This is a genomic window from Fulvivirga sp. M361 (genome assembly GCF_007097395.1).
Classification (GTDB): Bacteria; Bacteroidota; Bacteroidia; order Cytophagales; family Cyclobacteriaceae; genus Fulvivirga.
On the sequence record NZ_VKDC01000094.1, the window covers coordinates 1 to 2208 of the forward strand.

General features: G+C 36.2%; 2 protein-coding genes. Both read right to left on the minus strand.

The window, feature by feature from the left end:
* Positions 1 to 437: 437 nt before the first annotated feature.
* On the minus strand, positions 438 to 809 hold the full coding sequence (locus tag FNH22_RS31715; RefSeq protein WP_143402559.1) for a nuclear transport factor 2 family protein: 372 nt from the start codon (positions 807 to 809) through the stop codon (positions 438 to 440).
* 183 nt (positions 810 to 992) lie between these two features.
* A complete protein-coding gene (locus FNH22_RS31720; protein ID WP_143402560.1) occupies positions 993 to 1775 on the minus strand; it encodes a hypothetical protein in 783 nt (260 codons plus the stop codon).
* Between the last annotated feature and the right edge of the window lie 433 nt (positions 1776 to 2208).

A 2208-nucleotide genomic window follows, 5' to 3' on the forward strand; every position in this document is an offset into this window, starting at 1 on the left:
ACGGTTATGTCTTGAAACTAAGTCTTGAATTCCGGCGCAGTTAGAACGAATAGTTTCTTAATCTGAATCAGTCGCTTGGCTCCCAGCCGAGTGACCAAATATTGTTTCCGGCCTCCGGCCGTTATACAGGCTCAATTTGTAAGGGGGAGCAAGTGCCCGTACTACTGTAGATCAATGAAAAGCGATCAGAAGAATAATCAGCTTACATAGGGTTATTAAGTGTATGCTCAATCTTTTGGTCAATAATGTCAGGAGAGTTTAATTCTATGGGATGATTGGTCTTCTGACAAAACATGAACCGAGAGTTTTGTTTTTAAACTATTCATTCTTAAAAGCTAAATCAACGATTTTGCGGTGTTTGTAAATAGTACTGAACTTTCGTAAACCACCGAACGTCCTATTTGCTATATTTAGTGTTACCTGCTTTTCTGAAAAATTCAAGTTGGTTTTCTTCCCAAATGCTCAGTCAATAATTTCCATTTAGAATCTTCTTTTATTAAAACAGAAGTCCCAATTCCATTTCCGGATGAAGATTGTCCCTCTATAATACCAGTCCAATTAAATTCGAATAAATAGACCGCATATTTTTTATCCTTTACTAACCATTTAATATTTTCAACAGCATATTTTTCATTTTTAATTAAAGAAAAATTTTTCTCAAATGCTTTTTGAACATTTTCTTTTCCAATATGAATCACTCCATTAGAAAAGGTAACACTTACATTTTCGGAAACTAAAGGCTCAACTACTTTCCAATCCTGAGTTCCTAAAGCTGTTTCATATAATTTAATAAATTCTTCTGGATTCATTATTTTTCTAATTGCAGGTAACGGTCAGCTATGATGAGCGGGTATTAGAAAGCACCAATCTATCGTCTCACACATGGCCACGCTTCATTTCAAATTTATTACTTGTGGCGGAATTTCCAATTCCCACTAAAATATCTTTACTGATAAAAACCCCCATTCATTCATAGCGTATGTTGGCGGTATTTAATATTCATAACTGTAAATGAAATTCCCGCAGCAGGCAGAATAGCAGGGGTCAATTCCAAAATAATACTCTCGTTTTTCAATCAGTTTATTATCATTATAATCACTCTCTTCTATGATGTTTTCCCTGTCTCGGATTTGAATTAGTCTGTTCTGCGAGTCATAGACGTAGGTTTTGAAGTGAATTAATCCTCCTACTTTGTTTTCCTTCTTTTCTTCGACTAATAAATCTCCAGAGTATTTATAATACGTAAAATGATGTTTTGATCCGTTTTTTGTATGGTTAATCTCAGTTATGATCTTACCATTTAGATATTCGTATGTATTAAAACCACCCCAAGATTCCCATTCTTTAATCAATTGACTTCCGTCATATTCCCTTGGTGCTTCACTTTCACTTTCGTTAGTTACGTTTCCATCAGAATCATAGTTGGTGAATTTGTATAAAACATTGATCAGTTGCTTGCTTTCATTATAGACAAAAGTCTTTTCTGTTTTGCTATCGTCCGTTAGATGTACTTCAGTCGTTAATAGGTTATCCGAATCATATTCGTAAGTTATTTCACTCTGTACCTTTTCATCGCGCATTGATATTTCAGTTATGAGATTCCCATTATTATCATATTTGTAATCTAAAGTTCGCCAAGGATCTTCTTGTGAAGCTTGGCAGAAGACAATCATCTTGCTAGGATCATCAAGTTCAGCTGGCGTTAAAATGTTCTCATCGTTTGAACAACTGAAAACAGTAAAAAAGATTGATAATAGCATGAATATCCGTTGCATGATTTATTTATTTAACCCTCATTGTCTAGACACCATTAACCGTTTATTAGTTGTATTGCACTAATTACCGCCAACGTCCAACTATCATCCGTAAGCTGGACTTTCTAAATTTCTATTAAAGTATCTGATAACAAGAGCCTTTGCAAATAGCTCAGGTTGCTTATGGATGATAGTGTCTGTGTGTGCCTTGAATGGTGAATATAGCTCATGAAGTTGAGCGTTCCAAAGGGTGAAAGTCCCGTAAGCGCTGGGGTCGTGCCCGGAAGCAAAGTAAGTGGCACGCGTGTCGCTGAAGCTTTAGCGTAAGCACAAGGTGGTTTGGAGTGATCCAAGCATTGAAGTAAGTCAAACTGCGGTATCTGAACTGACGAACAGGAACCATATACAGAGGCTATTAGGTCGGATGAGGTAGCACATCATACTGAAGTCCAAA